Below are 14,645 nucleotides of genomic sequence, written 5' to 3'. Positions count from 1 at the left end.
CCTCGCGGGGACGGTCGGGCCGCCCCCGGCTCTTGTTCTGCGCCTCAGCCGTGCAGGCCGAGATCGTGGGCGGTCTTCCAGATCCGCCACTGGTCGTGCGGCATGTGGACCTGCCTGAGACCGAAGGCGCGGAAGGCGTCGTGGACCGCGTTCGAGAAGGCCGGCACGCCGCCGACATTCGGGCTCTCGCCGACGCCCTTCGCACCGATCGGGTGGTGCGGGCTCGGCGTCTCCGTGAAGTCGGTCGTGTAGTTGGGCGTCTCCCACGCCGTCGGCAGGAAGAAGTCCATCAGCGTACCGGTCTTCACGTTGCCGATCTCGTCATAGGCGATCTCCTGGCCCATCGCGATCGCCAGCGCCTCGGTGAGGCCGCCATGCACCTGCCCCTCGATGATCATCGGGTTGATGCGGGTGCCGCAGTCGTCGAGCGCGTAGAACTGGCGGATCTCGTGGGTGCCGGTGTCGACGTCGATCTCCATGACGCAGACATAGGCGCCGAACGGGTAGGTCATGTTCGGCGGGTCGTAGTAGCTCACCGCCTCGAGCCCCGGCTCGACGCCCGGGATCGCCTGGTTGTAGGCGGCGTAGGCGATCTCCTTCATCGTCTTGAAGCGCTCCGGCGCCCCCTTCACGACGAACCGGTCGACGTCCCATTCGAGGTCGCCGTCATGCACCTCGAGGAGATAGGCCGCGATCATCTGCGCCTTGGCGCGGATCTTCCTCCCGGCCATCGCCGTCGCCGCACCCGCGACCGGCGTCGAGCGCGAGCCGTAGGTGCCGAGGCCGTAGGGCGCCGTGTCGGTGTCGCCTTCCTCGATGGTGATGGAGTCGGCCGATAGGCCGATCTCGCTCGCCAGGATCTGCGCGAAGGTCGTCGCGTGCCCCTGGCCCTGGCTGATCGTGCCGAGCCGCGCGATCGCCGATCCCGTCGGGTGGATGCGGATCTCGCAACTGTCGAACATGCCCATGCCGAGAATGTCGCAGTTCTTCACCGGGCCGGCGCCGACGATCTCGGTGAAATGCGTCAGGCCGATGCCGAGGAGCTTCCGCGTCTCGCCGCGCCTGAAGGCTTCCACGCGCTCGGCCTGCTCGCGCCGCAGGCCCTCGTAATCCACGGCCTTCAGCGCCTTCTCCCAGGCGGTGTGGTAGTCGCCGGAATCGTACTCCCAGCCGAGCGCGGAGTGGTAGGGGAACTGCTCCTTCCGGATGAAGTTCTTCGCCCGCAATTCGGCCGCGTCCATGCCGAGCTCGATCGCCAGCACCTCGATCATGCGCTCGATGAAATAGGCGGCCTCCGTGACCCGGAACGAGCAGCGATAGGCGACGCCGCCCGGCGCCTTGTTCGTGTAGACGCCGTCGACGCCGACATGGGCGACGGGGATGTCGTAGGAGCCCGTCATGATGTGGAAGAAGCCGGCGGGGAACTTCGTGGGGTCGGCGCAGGCGTCGAACGCGCCGTGGTCGGCGGTCACGTGGCAGGAGAGCCCGGTGATCCTCCCGTCTTTCGTGGCGGAGATCCGGCCCTTCATCCAGTAGTCGCGGGCGAAGGCCGTCGCCATCAGGTTCTCCATCCGGTCCTCGACCCACTTCACCGGGCGGCCGGTGACGATCGAGGCGACGATCGAGCAGACATAGCCGGGATAGACGCCGACCTTGTTGCCGAAGCCGCCGCCGATGTCGGGCGAGACGACGCGGATATTGTGCTCCTCGATGCCCGACAGGAGCGAGGCGACGGTGCGCACGACATGCGGCGCCTGGAACGTGCCGTAGACGGTCAGCTTGCCGTTGACCTTGTCCATCGAGGCGACGGAGCCGCAGGTCTCGAGCGGGCAGGGATGCGTGCGGTGGTAGTAGACCATCTCCTCGGCCACGACCTCCGCCGACGAGATCGCCTGCTCGGTCGCTTCTTTGTGGCCGGCCTCCCACAGGAAAATGTGGTTGTGGTGACGGCGCTTTCCGTGCACGCCCGAATCCTGCCCGTGCAGGTCCTCGCGCAGCTCGACCGCGTCGGGCTCCAGCGCCTTGAACGGGTCGGTGACGACGGGCAGCTCCTCGTACTCGACCTCGACGAGCTCGGCCGCGTCGGCCGCGATGTAGCGATCCTCGGCGAGGACGAACGCGACCTCCTGGCCCTGGAACAGCACCTTGCCGTCGGCGAGCACCATCTGCTTGTCGCCCGCGAGCGTCGGCATCCAGTGCAGGTTCAGGGGCTCGAGGTCCTTTGCCGTCAGCACCGCCACGACGCCCTTCAGCGCCAGCGCCGCGCTCGCGTCGATCGACTTGACGCGGGCATGGGCGTAGGGGCTGCGCACGAAGTCGCCGTGCAGCATGCCGGGCAGCTTGATGTCGTCGACATAGTTGCCCTTGCCGTGCGTGAAGCGCACGTCCTCGACGCGCTTCCGCGAGCAGCCGAGGCCTTTCAGCTTCTCGACCCGTTCCTCGCGGGTCGGAGGGGTCATGTCGTTCATTCCGCGGCCTCCTTCACCGTGTTCATCTCCTCGGCGGCCGCCAGGATCGCCTTCACGATGTTCTGGTAGCCGGTGCAGCGGCAGAGGTTTCCGGCCATGCCGAAGCGGACCTCCTCCTCCGTCGGGTCCGGGTTCTCCTGCAGGAGCCGGTGCGCCCGCGTGATCATGCCGGGCGTGCAGAAGCCGCATTGCAGGCCGTGATGCTCTCGGAAGGCCTGTTGCAGCACGTGCAGCCCGTCGGGCGAGCCGAGGCCCTCGATCGTCGTGATCTCGGCGCCGTCGGCCTGGGCGGCGAAGACCGTGCAGGCCTTCACGGAGCGGCCGTTCATCTCGACCGTGCACGCCCCGCAATGCGAGGTGTCGCAGCCGATATGGGGGCCGGTGAGGCCGAGCTTCTCGCGCAGGACGTGGATCAGGAGCTCGCGCGGCTCGGCGAGGAGCTCCCTCTCCTCGCCGTTCACCGTCAGCGTGATGTGCATCCTGGACATGGGGGCGGATTCCTCGATGGTGATGTCTTGGGGGATCTGCGGGCCGCGCCCCGGCTCGCGCCGGGACGGTCGGATCTCAGGCGCGCGACCAGGCGCGCTCGATCGCCCGGCGCAGGATCACGCCGGCGACGTGCCGCTTGAACTCGACCGGGCCGCGATTGTCCTCGGTCGGCTCGATCCGCGCGAGCATCGCCTCCACGGCGCGGCCCACCGCGTCCGGCTCGCAGGCCGTGCCGACGAGCGCCTCGCCCGCTTCCGCGGCCCAGACAGGCGTGTCGGCGAGGTTCGTCATGGCGATCGACGCGCCGCTGCAGACGCCGCCGTCCTTCTGCAGGATCACGGCGGCGGCGGCCGTCGCGTAGTCGCCGATCTTGCGCTTCTGCTTCTCGTAGGCCCAGCCGCCGCCCGTCGCCTCGAAGCCGATCGCGGTCAGGATCTCGTCGTCCTCGCGGGCGGTCATGTAGGCCGCCTCGTAGAACGCGCGCGCCTTCACCTCGCGGGTGCCGTCGGGGCCGGCGAGCGTGTAGGTCGCGTCGAGGCACTGCATGAGGCCCGGCATGTCGTTGCCGGGGTCGCCGTTCGCGACGTTGCCGCCCACCGTGCCCATGTAGCGCACCTGCGGGTCGGCGATCTGCAGCGCCGCCTCGCGGATGATCGGGGCCGCCTGGGCGAGGCCCTGATGCGCGATCAGCTCGTGCTGCGTCGTCATCGCGCCGATGCGGACGGTGCCGCCGTCGATGGCGATGCCCTTCAGGTCGGCGATCGCCTGCAGGTCGACCAGGTGCTCGACCGCCGCCATCCTGAGCTTCATCATCGGGATCAGGCTGTGGCCGCCGGCGAGGACGCGGGCGTCGTCGCCGAATTCCTTCAGGGTCGCCAGCGCGGCCTCGAGGTTCGTCGGCCGGTGGTATTCGAATGAAGCTGGGATCATCGGGAGCTCCTCCTCCTGGGGCGCCCGCGTCGGGCGCCTTGGTCACGGGACGTCTTGTCGCGTCCTTCGCTTCAGGGAGTGTGGCGATGTGTGCGCCGCGGCAATGAGCGGGGACAAACGAGCGGCGCGGAGCGTTTCACGAACTGCGAATGGGCTGCACGAACTGCGAAAGGGCAGGTCTGCCGGGCCTCTCGCCGGCGCGCGGCGTCAGAGGCCGAGCGCGTCGCGGACGGCGGTCAGCCTGGTGCGGCTGACGGGCACCATGCCGAGTGCCGCCGTTCTTTCGAAGAAGCAGATGCCGTTGTCCTTGCGCCGCTCGAAGCTCGTCACGTGCTGGACGTTGATCAGGTAGCTGCGGTGGGCCCGTACGAACTGGGGCTCGGGCAGGCGCTGCTCGGCATCCGAGATCGACCACGGGCAGAACAGCTTCTGGCCGCCGACATAGAGGATCGTGTAGTGCCCCTCCGCCCGCACCGCGGCCACCTGGGCGCGATCGACGAACATCGTCCGGCCGTCCTTCTCGTAAGGCACCTGCGCCGTCCCGTGCGCGCCTTGCGGCACGGCCGGGGGCGATGCCGCCGCGCCGGCCGTGGGGGCCTCCGCGTCCAGGGCGAGGCCCGCCGGCGCGAAAACGGTCGGCGCCGGCATCCCGGCCATGGTCGCGGCGGCCGGGAAGCCGAGCGCCGCTCCCGGCGACATGGCCGGCGCCCCGCCCTCGGGCTGGCGCCGCTCGAGCGGCACGCGCTGCCCCTCCTCGTCGGTCGGGAAGAAGGTGATGCCGGTCAGCAGGAAGGCGCCGCAGATCACGAAGGCCGCCACCGTGACGATCATCGCGAGCGTCGCGTTGCCGAGCAGCGGCCCCTCGGCACTTGCCGCCGCCGCCGCGACGAAGCCCGTGCCGCCCATGGCGACGAAATGGACGACGAAGACGGAGACGCCGAAGCAGGCGGTGCCGAGGAGGATGTTGCGGCGGCTCCGGTCGCCGTAGACGACCCAGAAGGAGAGGATGCCGAGGGCGACCGAGGCCGCCCACGCGACCGTCAGGCCGGGAGGCGAGTAGACGGCGCGGCAGAGCTGGATGCCCGACATGCCGATATAGTGCATCGCCGCGATGCCGAGCCCCACGAGCGCACCCGAGGCGGTGATCGTTACGGGCGTGCGGGGCCTGAAATGCATGACGAGCAGCGCCATGCCGACCATTAGGATCGCCACGAGCGCGGAGATGAGCGTGATCAGCGCGTCGTAGTAGAAGAGGACCGGGAGGGTCAGGCCCAGCATCGCGACGAAGTGCATCGACCAGATGCCGCCGCCTAGCGCCACGGCGGCCATCGCCACCATCAGCTTGCGCTGGGCGTGCGGCAGCGCCGAGAGGCCCCGCGTCAGCGACAGGCCGGTGAAGCTTGCCATGATGGAGACGGCGAGCGAGGCCATCACCAGCATCATGTCGTGGGACTGCTCGAGCACCCCGAAAACTCTCGATCTCAGGCAGACGGCTCTGGCCAGTCTCGCTGGCGTTAAGGTTGATGGCGTTGAACGCGAGGTGTCAACTCGACGCGGCCCCCGGCCGGGGGGGACCGGGCCGCAGCATCGCGCGGCGGACGGGCGAAATTGCGGCCCGACGCAACCGTCGGGCAGCCTCAGATCACGTGGCGCCGGACGCGAGAGGCTCCGAGTTCGCCTCGATCGGCGTGAGGTGGAGGCGGATCCCGTTCTCCGAGCGCACCGTCAGGCGGGACACCGGCTGTGGCACGTGCCCCACCACGGGACGGATCTCGAAGGCCCGCACGAGCTCCGCCAGGACGAGCGTCGCCTCCTGCATGGCGAAGGCCGCGCCGACGCAGACGCGGGCGCCCATCGAGAACGGCATGTAGGTGAGGCGCTGCGCCTCGCGCGTCTCCTCCGAGGCGAAGCGGTGGGGATCGAAGCCATTGGGGTCGCGCCAGAACTCCGTGTGGCGGTGCATCAGCCAGACCGGCACCGTGAGGGGCGAGCCGGCCGCGATCTCGACGCCGGCGAGCTGCTCGTCCCGCGTCGTGTCGCGCGAGAAATAGGCGACCGGCGGATAGAGCCTCAGCGCCTCTCGGAAGACGTTGCGGGTCAGCTCGAGCCGCTTCATGTCGCCGAAGCGCGGCTCCCCGTCTCCGAGCACCGTCCGCACCTCCTCGCGCATCGCCTGCTGGATGTCCGGCCGGTTCGCGATGCAGTAGAGCGCCCAGCCGAGCGCCGCCGCCGAGGTCTCGTGCCCCGCGAGGAACAGGACGGCGATCTCGTCGAGAAGCTCGTCCCCCTCGAAGCACGTCCCCGTCACGGGGTCGACGGCCGTCATGAGCGTCGAGAGAATGTCGCGCGACGACACCGGCTCGCCCGCCCGCACCGCGGTGAGGCGGCGCTCGAGCGGCCCGTTCAGGACGTCGCGTATCTCCCGCGCCATGCGCCACGAGCGCGGGTTCGTCCACATCAGCCAGAAGGGAATGCCGCCGAGCGCGAGCACGCCCTGCGCGAAGGCGAGCCGCTGGAACACCTCGAAGGCCGAGAAGATGCGGCCGGCCGCCTCGCCTCCCATCGGTTCGGAGTAGATCGTGCGGAAGATGACGTCGCCCGCGTAGTGCGTCATCTCGGCGTCGATCGAGACCGGCCCGCCGCCCGCGGCCTGGGCCTTGAGCCGCGCCAGGCAGGCGTCGGAGGCGTCGCGCATGAGCGGGAAGACGTCGCGCACGCCGGCATGGGTGAAGGCCTGGTCGACGATCCGGCGCTGCCGCTCCCATGCCGCCCCGTTCGAGACGAAGATGCTGTAGCCGGTCAGCTTGCCGAGCATCTTGTGCATGAGCTCGCCCTTCGGAAAGTCCTTGGGGCGGCGCACCAGGATCTCGCGGATGACGGCGGGGTCCCGCACCGTGAACATGAAGCGCTTCTTCAGCGACCGCACGGAGGGAATGCGGTGGCGGGAGACCCCGACGAAGCCGTAGCTCCCGTGCAGGAAGAGATCGAGACTCGAGCGCAGGCGCATGCGAAGGCGCTGGATCGTCGAGGGGTGCCGGTCGAGCGCCAGCGGAAGCGGTGGCCGGAACGCGGCGTGCTCGTGCCTCTCGCTTCCGCCGTCGCGGCCCGCGAAGGGGCAGGTTCCTGGCGACGCCGCGAATTCGGCGAGCTCCGCCCGCCCGTTCTCGTGGACGTCCGTCTGGGCCGGCGGGCGCATCATGCGGCCTCCCTCACGACCGCCCTAAGCGGCGCGGGCCGCGTGACGATCTCGAAATAGTCGAAGCGCGTGCCGCGTTCGGAGGGCTTCAGGTACTGGAAGTGAAACTCGAGCGGCCGGGCGCGGACATGCCTGAAGGTCTCGGGCCCGAGTATGTCGTGGAAGTCCGGCTCGCGCTGCACGACGCGCGCGTCCTCCGGCCGGACGTCCATGCCCTCGAGCATCGGGAGCCTGCACGCCGAGCCCGGGTCCGAGCCCGACGTCACGTCGAAGAAGGTGATCCGGTCGGTCGTCCCGAGGAGCACGAGATCCTCGCGGAACGCCCTGTCCTCCCCCAGCATGTTGTAGAAGGGGATCGTCTGGCCGAGCGTCAGGAGCGCGACCCGCGCTCCCCGGCGGCCGATCCCTTCCTCTTGCCGCAGGGCGCCCGCCACCATGCGCACGGCGTGGAGCGCCCCGAGGCTGTGGCCGACGACCAGGATCTCGTCGTCCTCGCCCGACCGCCAGGCCTCGACGAGGCGTCCCGCGAAGTGCTCCGCCCGGGCGACCGAGCGGTCGGTGCGGCCACTTGCGGTGCCGAGGAGGTAGTCGAGGCAGCGCGTGAGCCACCAGAGGTTCGTGCGGGTTTCCGCCACGCGCCAGAGAAGGAACACCCCGACGAGCACCGCGCCCGCTGCGGCCGCGCCCGCCAGGGCGGCCGTCGTGGCGCCGGCCCCGAGCGCGCCTGCGAGCGCCGATATGGCGGCGTAGGCGGCGAGCGTCAGCAGCACGGCGGCGAGGGCCGCGGCGGCGATGATCGCGGGCGGCGTGAGGATCGCGAGGAAGCCGGCGCGGGCGGGCCGGTAGTGGGTTCGCAGGATCCCCGCACGCCAGGTGAAGAGCAACACGCGGAACGCCTCGAGGATGAGGCGCAAGGGCGATCGCGCGGTCCACAGGTCCCGCACGATGTCGTCCCAGCGGAGCACCTCGTAGTCCGTCACGGTGCGCTGCCCGGTCGCCTCGTCGGTCGCCTCGACCGTCCAGGCGGATGCGTGCGGGCCGGCCTTGCGGCGCGGCGAGACGGACAGCGTGCGGCCGAAGCGACCGGCGGCAATCCCGGCCCCCTCGCGGAAGAAGCCGTGATAGACGCGGGGGCCTCGCGGGTCGAAGCCGTGCACGTACAGAACGCGGCGGCGATAGACGCCATGTCCACCGCCATCGGCCGTGCCCGCGTCCTCGACCTGCCCTTGCCTGCCGCGCGCGCGGCTCGGCACGGCGCCCCCCTCGGCTTCGCGCAACGGCGAGGTCGGGCCAGCCGCAAGACCCCAAGCCACCCGATCCACCTCCCCCGCTAAGTCGTTCTTCTTGTGGATGTTATTGTAGAAGCGTGTCGACCGACTCCACAAGGCCACCTGCGGCGGCAGAACTTGCCGATCTAGCCGATGAAGACTTTGCCGGGCGGGTAGCGCAACAGCGGCTGCGTGCGCCGCGCCAGCGCGAAGCCGAAGGCGAGTGGCCCGACGCGGCCGGCGAACATCAGGAACATGATCAGGAGCTGCCCGAAATCGTCCATGTTCGGCACCATGTCCCTGGACAGGCCGACCGTCGCCACGGCGGAGGCCGTGTCGAAGAGGATGTCGATGAGCTCACCCTCCTGCGTGAGGATGAGGAGGAAGGCCGCCAGCGAGAAGAGCGAGACGGTGACGACGCCGAGCGCGAGAACGTTCAGGATGTCGCGCTCGCCGAGTTCCCGGTTGAAGGCGTGCACCCGGTCCTGCCCGCGCACGAAGGCGATCGTCGCGAGGAGGAGCACGACGAAGGTCGTGACCTTCATGCCGCCGGCCGTCGACGTGCTGCCGCCGCCGATGATCATCAGGATGACGAACATGAAGGAGGTGGAATCCCGCAGGTTCTCGGTCGGCACCGTGTTGAAGCCGGCCGAGCGGGTCGTCAGCGCCTGGAACCAGCCGGCCATCAGCTTCTCGTCCGCGGGCAGCCCGCCCAGCGTGCCCGAGTTCGTCCATTCGAGCGCCAGCGTCGCCGGGACGGACACCGCGATCAGCCCCGCGGTCCCCGCGAGCATGAGCTTCGTGTGCAGGTTGAGACCCCGCCAGCGCCGCACGCGGTTGAGGTCGTAGAGCACGGTGTAGCCGAGCCCGCCGAAGACGAAGAGCGCCGGCACCACGAGGTTCACGAGCGGGTCCGCCGCATAGGCCGACAGGCTGCCGGGGAAGATCGCGAAGCCGGCATTGTTGACGGTGGAGACCGAGAAGAACACCGCCGCCCAGATGCCGTCGGCCCAGCCGAAGTCGGGCACGAAGCGGAAGGCCAGGAGGATGGCACCCGCGATCTCGGCCATCAGGACGAAGACGAAGATCGTCTTCACCAGCGCGAAGAGGTCGCCGACCGAGGTCTGGTTCAGGTCCTCACCGAGCGCGATGCGCTGGCGCAGCCCGACATGCATGCCGAACGCCGACAGGACGCGCACGGTGAAGGTCATGATGCCGAGGCCGCCGAGCTGGATCAGGACGAGGATCACGATCTGGCCGAACCTCGTGAACGTCTCGCCGGTATTGACCGTGGTGAGGCCGGTGATCGTGATCGCGGAGGTGGCCGTGAAGGCCGCGTCGAGCCACGAGATCGGCTCGCGCGTGGCGATCGGCAGCTTGAGGAGCAGCATGCCCATCACCGCCAGCGATGCGTAGAGCATCAACAGGACCGCGGGCGGTGTGAAGGGGGCGCGGAGGCGGGTCATGGCCAGTCTTGCGTGCCTGAGGTCCCTATCCCGCGTCCATCAGGTCCGTCGCGAAGCGCTGCAGCCCGTCCCGCCGCCCGAGCAGCAGCATGCGGTCGCCCGGCCGGAATGCGAGGTCCGCCTCACCGTTGCAGGGGACGAAGTCGCTGCCCCTGACCATGCCGAGGCAGCGTATGTCGTAGCCCTCGAGGTCGAGGTCTGTGACGCCCTGTCCCTGCAGCGCCTCGGGCACCGAGACGATCGCCACGAGCGAGCGGTTCCCGAGGCTCACATAGTCGACCATGTAGGGCGTGTGCAGCATGTGGGCGACATGCGTGCCGATCTCGCTCTCGGGGTGGATCACCCGCGTCGCGCCGATGCGGTGCAGGATGCGGTGGTGCATCTTGTTCATCGCCTTCACCCACACCTCGGGCACGCCGAGGATCTGCGCCGTCATCGTGCAGAGTATGTTCGCCTCGAGGTCCTCGCCGATCGCCACCAGCGCGACGTCGCAGTCGCCGAGGCCCGCTTCCTTCAGCGCCTGCTCGTCGCGCGCGTCGGCGATCACGGCCTGGTCGAGCCGGTCGGCGATCGGGTTCACCTTCCGCTCGTCGATGTCGATGCCCAGGACCTCGTTGCCGAGATCGGCGAGCTGCGTTGCGACCTGCCGGCCGAACGTGCCGAGCCCGATGACCGCGAAGGCCCGCTTCTTCCTGGACATGTCGTTGAACTTCAGCCCCTCGCCACTTCCCTTGCTGCATGAGTAGCACCTGTGGCCGGCGCTGACGACAGGGGTGCTCTGCCCTTGCTGCATTGCGGCAGGCCGCGGGCCCCGCTAGCCTGCCCGCCGTGCGAGGGACGAGGAGCAGCGGCATGAAGTTCGGCATCGGGCAATCGGTCACGCGTCTCGAGGACCCCGCCCTGATCACCGGGCGCGGCCGGTTCACCTCCGACCTCAGGCCCGACGGCACGGCGTGGATGGCCGTGGTGCGCAGCCCCTTCGGCCATGCCGACTTCGCCTTCGGCGATCTCGAGGCGGTGCGGGCGATGCCGGGCGTGATCGGCGTCCTCACGGCCGCCGACATTCCGGGTCTCGGGCCGATCCCCTGCATGGCCCGCATCACGGATTCCTCGGGCGAGCCGATCCACGTGCCGGAGCACCCCGTCCTGCCCGCCTCGCGCGTGCGCCATGTCGGCGAGGCGGTGGCGATCGTGGTCGCGCGCACGGCGGAGGCGGCGCGCGACGCAGCCGAAGCCGTCGAGATCGACTGGCGCGACCTGCCCGCCGTGGCGAGCATGTCCGAAGCCCTCGCGGACGGCGCTCCCGTCATCTGGCCGGCGCACGGCACGAACGAGGCCTATGACTGGCGCCACGGCGATCCGGACGCTGTCGCGCGCGCCTTCGCGGACGCGGCGCATGTCGTCTCGCTCGACCTCGTCAACAACCGCATCGTCACGAACTATCTCGAGACCCGCAGCGCGACCGGAAGCTACGACGCCGACAGCGGCCGCTACACGCTCGTCACCGGCACGCAAGGGGTGCACATCATCCTGCCGGTGATCGCCGACCAGATCTTCAACCTGCCGCGCGAGCGCTTCCACTTCATCACGCCCGACGTCGGCGGCGGCTTCGGCACGCGCTTCTTCCCCTACCGGGAGTACGTGCTCGTCATGGCGGCGGCGGAGCGCTTCGGCTGCCCCGTCACCTGGGTGGGCGACCGCACGGAGCATTTCCTCGCCGACTATCATGGCCGCGGCCACGAGAGCCGGGCGGAGCTCGCGCTCGACGCCGACGGCCGCTTCCTCGCGCTGAAGGTCGACACGAAGGCCGAGATGGGCGCCTATATCTCGCACTACGCGGCCTTCGTGCCGGTGAACGGCACGCACATGGTGCCGGGCGCCTACGCCATCCCGGCGGTCGATCTGCGCGTGCGCGGCGTCTTCACGAACACGGTCTGCATCGACGCCTATCGCGGCGCCGGACGGCCGGAGGCGGCCTATCTGATCGAGCGCCTGGTCGACAAGGCGGCGCGCGAGCTCGGCCTGTCGCAGGCGGAGATCAGGCGGCTGAACTTCGTGCCGCCGAACGCCATGCCCCACACGACGCAGACCGCCCGCACATACGACAGCGGCGAGTTCGACGGCCACATGACCCGCGCCATGGAGGCCGCCGACTGGGCGGGCTTCCCGGCGCGACGTGCCGAGAGCGAGGCTCGGGGGCGGCTGCGCGGCATCGGCATGGCGACCTATATCGAGGCCTGCGCCGGCGGCGGGCCGGAGACCGCGACGCTCTCGGTCGAGCCCGACGGAAGCGTGAAGCTCCTCATCGGCAGCCAGGCCTCGGGCCAGGGCCACAAGACGGCCTATGCGCAGATCGTCGCCGAGCGCCTCGGCATCGCGCCCGACCTGGTCGAGGTGATCCAGGGCGACAGCGACCTCGTGAAGACGGGCGCCGGCACCGGCGGCTCGCGCTCGATTCCCGTCGGCGGCGTCTCGGTGTCGACGGCGGGCTCGAGGCTCGCCGAGCGCGTCCGGCAGCTCGCCTCGGACATGCTCGAAGCCGCGCCCGACGACATCGCGCTTCAGGACGGCGAGATCCGCATCGCCGGCACCGATCGCGCGACCACCTTCCGCGCCGTCGCCGCGCGCGCGGCCGAGATGGGCCAGCCTCTCGCAGAGGCCGAATCCTGGGGCCCCGAGGCGCCGACCTACCCGAACGGCACGCATGTCGTGGAGGTCGAGATCGACCCCGACACCGGCGAGACGAAGATCGTCGGCTACACCGTTGTCGACGATTTCGGCGCCACGCTGAACCCGCTCCTCCTCGAGGGCCAGGTCCATGGCGGCATCGCGCAAGGGGTCGGCCAGGCGCTGATGGAACAGGTCGTCTACGAGGCCGGCACGGGCCAGCTCGTCACCGCGAGCTTCCAGGACTACCAGCTGCCGCGCGCGGAGGATTTCCCCGATATCGGCTTCGAGACGCGCAACGTGCCGTGCAAAACGAACCCGCTCGGCTTCAAGGGCGCCGGCGAAGCCGGCGCCATCGGCGCCTGCCCCGCGGTGGTGAACGCGGTGGTCGACGCGCTGCACGCTTATGCCGGCATCGCCGAGATCGACATGCCGATCACCCCGATGAAGCTATGGCGCGCGCTGCGGGAGGGGAAGCAGGCGGCGGAGTGAGGGCCGGAGGGCGCTTCAGACGCCGCCCATGAGAACGTCAACCGCTCGCACGATCTCGTCGCCATGTGCCGCTGCGCTGCCGATGCGCCGCAGTCGGGCGCGCCGCACGGCGGCGATCAACCGGGTCGCGAGCACGAGGTCGCGGTCGCCCAGCCGGATGACCGGGTTCAAATGCGGGACGGCGGGATAATCTGCCAGCAGCGGGATCACGACGACGGCGGGATCGGGCGGCAGCAGGTCGCTTTCCACGACGACCATCAGCACATCGCCATGCGCCGCGACGTCGAAGCGACTCAGTCCTTCCACGTCGCGCCGCCGGGCCCCGCCATGATGTCCGCCAGCGGATGCCCGTGGCGCTCGTGCCATTCGGCCTGCGCGGCGAAGGCCTCGGCATTCTCCTCGCGCCATCGGACCCGGCGGGCGTCGCGCACGGCCCGCCGAAGCGCGGCATCGGCCACCGCCGAGACGTTCACCCCGAGCGCCCGAGCGGCATCGAGCGCCTCGGCGTCGAGCGTGAGGGACGTCTTGCGTTTGGCGGCGGAGGGCATGCGCGGCATCCTCTGATGAGCATGGCCGAAATATACCGCTATGCGACAGGTATGGCCAATGCCGCCGGCACGGCGCTAATCGCCAATCGGCTAGCCCCGCCTTCCGCTCATCCCGGCGAAAGCCGAGATCTAGGGCCGGGCGGGCACCCTCTCGCCCGGTTTTGTCCATGGCCTTCAAGCATCCTTAGTGATTCTGACAGACGGCAAAGAGGATTGAAGTCCCGTCGGTCATAGCGCATCAGCTCCAACCGTAGTATAAATTGCAATAGGATCGAGAACGAGTTCGGACGAGAGGGGTCCCAAGTAGGTCTGCTCAACGGCCCTCATGTGCAGCGACAGCGTCCGCATTGCCATCTTCACGCTGTCCGTATCCTTTACGTCGGGGAGCTGATGGTCGGGTTCGGCAATGCCGCCGCGCTGCGTCACCGTTCCAACCAACGAAAATTCCTGCTGCGTGACGCGCGAGAACTTGTAAAGAATCATTTCAGCAGTCTCTCTAAGGAACTCTCGCTTCAGAGGACTAGTAAAAAGATTTTTTCCGATGACCACACTTGCCTCAACAACGTCATTTAGGCCGAATGAGATGAGCGTGCGTATAGCATTAAGCCATTTATCGTCCATGTGTAGACCCATCTCGGCTGCTATCTTCTTTATCTCCGTGTTATTTTTATTTTTTCCGCCGGCGACCGTCCCCGCGGAAATCTGACTTCGCACGAGAGCTTCCCCTATCTCGTTGAACTTCTCAAGAAGCCGCGTGGTCGCACCAACGTCATTAATTTGCAGGTTACCCGTAACCTTAAAGAACGCCTTTTGCGATGTCGCCGAGAAGCCTGGCAGCCGAGAATCCTCGATCAATTCTAAATCTGCGACTCTAGCCTCAAATATCGAGTAGGCATGATCCTCAAGAAACCGCATTTCTGACGAGGACTTCTCTTTTGCAAATATGTCGCCAAGCAAGCGACCGCTTGCGAGGGGCCCCTTTTGCTGCTCAAAAGTCTCGGAACTTTCCTTCTCACCGTGCAACACATAGTCGGGAACGCCCTCAAAAATTTGAGAAGAGAGAGATCGCAACTTTGGCGAGTCAAGATAAAGAAAGCTACGGATGCTCAACGCTTTCGCCT

General features: G+C 68.7%; 12 protein-coding genes. 1 reads left to right on the top strand and 11 read right to left on the bottom strand.

From position 1 onward, the window contains the following. Nucleotides 1-44 precede the first annotated feature (44 nt). The 8 genes from N177_RS07455 to N177_RS07420 all read right to left on the bottom strand — a co-directional run bounded on the left by N177_RS07455 (nucleotide 45) and on the right by N177_RS07420 (nucleotide 10,517). The gene (locus N177_RS07455) at nucleotides 45-2,468 is read right to left on the bottom strand and encodes an aerobic carbon-monoxide dehydrogenase large subunit (protein ID WP_023431676.1); all 2,424 of its coding nucleotides are present in this window, start codon (nucleotides 2,466-2,468) and stop codon (nucleotides 45-47) included. After that, nucleotides 2,465-2,956: a (2Fe-2S)-binding protein gene (locus N177_RS07450; RefSeq protein WP_023431675.1), complete on the bottom strand. Its 492-nt coding sequence runs from the start codon at nucleotides 2,954-2,956 to the stop codon at nucleotides 2,465-2,467. Before N177_RS07450 ends, N177_RS07455 begins: the two co-directional genes overlap by 4 nt. A gap of 76 nt (nucleotides 2,957-3,032) precedes the next feature. Further along, entirely contained in the window at nucleotides 3,033-3,887 is an 855-nt protein-coding gene (locus N177_RS07445) for an FAD binding domain-containing protein (protein WP_023431674.1), read from the bottom strand. 207 nt (nucleotides 3,888-4,094) lie between these two features. Continuing rightward, nucleotides 4,095-5,351 (bottom strand): MHYT domain-containing protein, encoded by a 1,257-nt coding sequence (locus N177_RS07440; RefSeq protein WP_023431673.1) that lies wholly within the window; start codon nucleotides 5,349-5,351, stop codon nucleotides 4,095-4,097. Nucleotides 5,352-5,529: 178 nt separating this feature from the next. Then, the gene (locus N177_RS07435) at nucleotides 5,530-7,086 is read right to left on the bottom strand and encodes a cytochrome P450 (protein WP_023431672.1); all 1,557 of its coding nucleotides are present in this window, start codon (nucleotides 7,084-7,086) and stop codon (nucleotides 5,530-5,532) included. Further along, nucleotides 7,083-8,396, bottom strand: a complete 1,314-nt coding sequence (locus N177_RS07430) for a hypothetical protein (protein ID WP_023431671.1) — start codon at nucleotides 8,394-8,396, stop codon at nucleotides 7,083-7,085. The genes N177_RS07435 and N177_RS07430 overlap by 4 nt, the downstream gene beginning before the upstream one ends. A gap of 101 nt (nucleotides 8,397-8,497) precedes the next feature. Further along, entirely contained in the window at nucleotides 8,498-9,817 is a 1,320-nt protein-coding gene (locus tag N177_RS07425) for a TrkH family potassium uptake protein (protein WP_023431669.1), read from the bottom strand. Nucleotides 9,818-9,842: 25 nt separating this feature from the next. Next, nucleotides 9,843-10,517, bottom strand: coding sequence for a potassium channel family protein (locus N177_RS07420; protein ID WP_023431668.1), 675 nt, complete (start codon nucleotides 10,515-10,517; stop codon nucleotides 9,843-9,845). A 152-nt stretch (nucleotides 10,518-10,669) separates the two neighbouring features. Here N177_RS07420 and N177_RS07415 point away from each other — a divergent pair, with 152 nt between their 5' ends. After that, nucleotides 10,670-12,976: a xanthine dehydrogenase family protein molybdopterin-binding subunit gene (locus tag N177_RS07415; RefSeq protein WP_023431666.1), complete on the top strand. Its 2,307-nt coding sequence runs from the start codon at nucleotides 10,670-10,672 to the stop codon at nucleotides 12,974-12,976. A gap of 15 nt (nucleotides 12,977-12,991) precedes the next feature. On the opposite strand, the gene N177_RS07410 is transcribed toward N177_RS07415, so the two are convergent. From N177_RS07410 to N177_RS21345, 3 genes are all read right to left on the bottom strand, one after another. Beyond that, the gene (locus tag N177_RS07410) at nucleotides 12,992-13,282 is read right to left on the bottom strand and encodes a CcdB family protein (protein ID WP_040485347.1); all 291 of its coding nucleotides are present in this window, start codon (nucleotides 13,280-13,282) and stop codon (nucleotides 12,992-12,994) included. Continuing rightward, entirely contained in the window at nucleotides 13,270-13,524 is a 255-nt protein-coding gene (locus tag N177_RS07405) for a type II toxin-antitoxin system CcdA family antitoxin (protein ID WP_023431664.1), read from the bottom strand. Before N177_RS07405 ends, N177_RS07410 begins: the two co-directional genes overlap by 13 nt. 228 nt (nucleotides 13,525-13,752) lie before the next feature. After that, nucleotides 13,753-14,634 carry a DUF6414 family protein gene (locus N177_RS21345; protein WP_152527865.1) on the bottom strand — a complete coding sequence of 294 codons (882 nt, stop codon included), beginning with the start codon at nucleotides 14,632-14,634 and terminating at the stop codon, nucleotides 13,753-13,755. Nucleotides 14,635-14,645 lie beyond the last annotated feature (11 nt).

It is taken from the genome of Lutibaculum baratangense AMV1, assembly GCF_000496075.1.
Lineage (GTDB): Bacteria > Pseudomonadota > Alphaproteobacteria > Rhizobiales > Tepidamorphaceae > Lutibaculum > Lutibaculum baratangense.
Note: the sequence above shows the minus strand (reverse complement) of the source record. Positions and strands in the feature narration are given on the sequence as shown.

What these genes read in the sequence shown, in the direction of transcription:
- N177_RS07455 (WP_023431676.1), bottom strand. Translation starts at nt 2,468, where the DNA reads ATGAACGACATGACCCCTCCGACCCGCGAGGAACGGGTCGAGAAGCTG.
- N177_RS07450 (WP_023431675.1), bottom strand. Translation starts at nt 2,956, where the DNA reads ATGTCCAGGATGCACATCACGCTGACGGTGAACGGCGAGGAGAGGGAG.
- N177_RS07445 (WP_023431674.1), bottom strand. Translation starts at nt 3,887, where the DNA reads ATGATCCCAGCTTCATTCGAATACCACCGGCCGACGAACCTCGAGGCC.
- N177_RS07435 (WP_023431672.1), bottom strand. Translation starts at nt 7,086, where the DNA reads ATGATGCGCCCGCCGGCCCAGACGGACGTCCACGAGAACGGGCGGGCG.
- N177_RS07425 (WP_023431669.1), bottom strand. Translation starts at nt 9,817, where the DNA reads ATGACCCGCCTCCGCGCCCCCTTCACACCGCCCGCGGTCCTGTTGATG.
- N177_RS07420 (WP_023431668.1), bottom strand. Translation starts at nt 10,517, where the DNA reads ATGTCCAGGAAGAAGCGGGCCTTCGCGGTCATCGGGCTCGGCACGTTC.
- N177_RS07415 (WP_023431666.1), top strand. Translation starts at nt 10,670, where the DNA reads ATGAAGTTCGGCATCGGGCAATCGGTCACGCGTCTCGAGGACCCCGCC.
- N177_RS07405 (WP_023431664.1), bottom strand. Translation starts at nt 13,524, where the DNA reads ATGCCCTCCGCCGCCAAACGCAAGACGTCCCTCACGCTCGACGCCGAG.